At 70.9% G+C, this 2,835-nt stretch carries 4 protein-coding genes; 3 read left to right on the forward strand and 1 reads right to left on the reverse strand.

Annotated elements, in window-relative coordinates; genetic code table 11:
* Nucleotides 1-858 (reverse strand): hypothetical protein (locus AC27KI_RS22130; protein ID WP_487115859.1); only part of this gene is annotated, 858 nt, incomplete at its 3' end.
* Nucleotides 859-1,001: 143 nt separating this feature from the next.
* On the opposite strand from AC27KI_RS22130, the gene AC27KI_RS22135 reads away from it, so the two are divergent.
* The 3 genes from AC27KI_RS22135 to AC27KI_RS22145 form a co-directional block, all read left to right on the forward strand.
* A complete protein-coding gene (locus AC27KI_RS22135; protein WP_284402471.1) occupies nt 1,002-1,733 on the forward strand; it encodes a helix-turn-helix domain-containing protein in 732 nt (243 codons plus the stop codon).
* Between the two features lie 53 nt (nt 1,734-1,786).
* Entirely contained in the window at nt 1,787-2,320 is a 534-nt protein-coding gene (locus AC27KI_RS22140) for a DUF2867 domain-containing protein (RefSeq protein WP_487090743.1), read from the forward strand.
* Nucleotides 2,321-2,457: 137 nt separating this feature from the next.
* Nucleotides 2,458-2,835 (forward strand): YXWGXW repeat-containing protein (locus AC27KI_RS22145; protein ID WP_487115861.1); only part of this gene is annotated, 378 nt, incomplete at its 3' end.

Consider the following 2,835-nt stretch of genomic DNA (forward strand, 5'->3'; position numbering starts at 1 on the left):
CACGCACTGCGCCCAGTAGGCGCCCGGCAGCGGGGCGCGGCGCGGTGCCAGCGCTGCGATCACCGGCCATGCGGCCAGGGCCGCCACCACGTGCTTGAGGCTGTGGCCCGACACCCAGCCGCCCGTCCAGCCGAACACCGCGTGGTCGCCCAGCTCCAACAGCTTGGCCAGGGCATACCAGCCGATCACGGCCACCAGCGACAGGGGCGGCCGGCTGGACCGCGCCGGCACCATCGCCAGCACCGCGACCAGCAGCATGCCCCCGCCCTGCAGCACGCCCCAGGGCAGCACCTGCCCCGCCATGCCCCAGGCCCGCAGCGACAACGCGCCCGCCAGCGGCAGCACACAGGCCAGCACCCAGGCGGGCCGCGCACCCATGCGCCCATCGACCGCCAGGCCCACCAGCCCGGTGAAGGCCACCAGCATGCCCATGCGGTCCCACAGCAGCGTGATGTCGTGCGGCACCGCGTGGTACAGCGCCGAGGCGCCGGCCGTGAGCAGCAGGCCCGAGAAGAAGATCGCCGCCATCACCGCCGTGGTGGTGCGGCCGGTGCCGGCCGCCTGCACCACCCCCTCGCCGCACCCGCCAGCCTTGCCGCTGCGCACCCACTGCACCAGGCGCCGCACGCCCAGCAGCCCAATGAGGGCGAACGGCAGGTTGGTGAGCACGTTCATCGCATGCGCGATGCCCCACAGCGTGCGCTGGTCGGCAAAGGCATGCTGGTGCGGGTCCGCCGCCACCTGCGGGCCCCAGGCGCCCACGGCGGCCAGCACCGCCAGGGCGCCATACAAGGCCCATTCGGCCGGGGCCGGACGCGAGAGGAAGGCGCGGGAAAAAGAACGGGTGGACAACGGCATGGACGAAACTCCGGAAGGCAGCGGGATGGAACGGGGGACGGGAAGGGGACTGGAACGCAGTCTCTCCACCCTGGCCACGCCAAGGTGCACGAAACGCGCCCAGGCCCATCGCCAGCCACGCCGGGTATCCATAATCGATACCCATGAGCACCACCGCCGACCTCGTTGCCGCCCTCAAGAAGGAACTCAAATCCGCGCAGATGACCTATGCGGACCTGGCTCAGGCCCTGGGCATGGCCGAGTCCAGCGTCAAGCGCATGCTGGCCAAGGGCGACATGCCGCTGTCGCGCATCGATGCGATCTGCCGGGCGCTGGCCCTCGACTTCGCCGACCTGGCGCGGCGCGTGGCCGACAGCCAGCCGTTGCTCAAGGAGCTGAGCCAGGCACAGGAAACGGCCGTGGTGGCCGACAAGAAGCTGATGCTCATGGCGATCTGCGTGCTGAGCCAGTGGACGCTGGAGCAGATCGTGACCACCTACCGCCTGAGCGAGGCCGAGGGCGTGAAGTACCTCGCGCAGCTCGACCGCATCGGCATCATCGAATTGCGCCCCCTGAACCGCTACCGCCTCAAGCTCGCCAAGACCTTCCGCTGGCGTCCCCATGGCCCAGTGATGCACTACTTTCGCGACCATGCGCTGCTCGACTATTTCGCCGGCAGCTTCGACGGCCCGGGCGAAGGCGTGCTGCTGGTGCACGGTGCGATCAGCCGCAGCCTGGCGCCGGCCTTCTGGGAGCGCATGCAGCGCGTAGCGCACGATTTCGCGCAGCAGCACCTGGCCGACCAGCGCATGCCCGAGCGCGAACGCGAGGGCTACACCGTCCTGCTGGCGCTGCGCAGCTGGGAGTTCGACGTGTTCACCAGCATGCGGCGCTGAGCCGCGCCGCCCTTCGTTTTTCCGGCCCACCGCCCCAGCACCCGATACACCCCATGCCCCATCCTCCAAAGATCACCACCGTCGCGGTGCCACCCGGCAGCGCCATTGCATCGGCACTGCCGGGTGCCTACTTCGCCGACAGCTACGAAGCCACCGACCCCGAGCCCGCGAGCAGCGCGCTGCAGGCCTGGCTGTCCACCCTGGCCCACGTGCCCGGCTGGACGAACCGGCTCATGGCGCTGCGCAACCGGCTGGTGCGGCTGGCAGGCCTGAAGGACCTGGGAGCGCTCGGTGGCGATGCCGCCCACCCGCTGCGCGACGCCGCCAGCTACCGGGTGGGCGACCGCGTGGGCATCTTCCGGATCCGGCACCTGGCCGAGGACGAAGTGGTCATGGGCCAGGACGACCGCCACCTCGACGTGCAGGTGTCGCTGACCAAGCGGCAACCGGCGGAGGGGCCGCCCCGCATCGCCCTGAGCACCGTGGTGCATGTGCACAACACGCTGGGCCGGGTGTACATGGCGCTGGTCGTTCCGTTCCACCGGCGCATCGTGCGCACCCTGCTGGCGCGCTACGCCGCCCGGTGAGGCGCGGGCGCTCGCCCCTGCCCGGCCGGAAACACCCGGTCACAACACTTCGCGCCGCGGCGACACCGGCTTGACGTTGGAGGATCACGATGGAGGTGCTGAAAAAAACACACAGCGCTTTTCCAAAGGAGATCGTCATGACCCGCAAGACCATTGCCCTCACCGCCGCCACGCTGGCCCTCGCCGCGATGGGCTCCGTCACCACCGTGGCACGGGCAGCCACCAGTGCCACCGTGATCGTGCAGTCTGGCGGACCGGTGTACCAGCAGCCCGGACCCGTGATGGTGCAGTACCAGGCACCGCCCCCGCCCCGCCGGGAAGCCGTGCCGCCCCCGCGCCGCGGCATGGTGTGGGAGACAGGCCATTGGGAATGGCGCGGCCATCGCCATGTCTGGGTGGCCGGCCACTGGGTCCGCGCCCGCCCCGGCTATGTCTACCGCCAGCCGGCCTGGGTGCAGCACGACGGCCGCTGGGAGATGCGCCGCGGCGGCTGGGACCGCGACGGCGACGGATCA

Source organism: Acidovorax sp. KPB24-03, assembly GCF_057546605.1.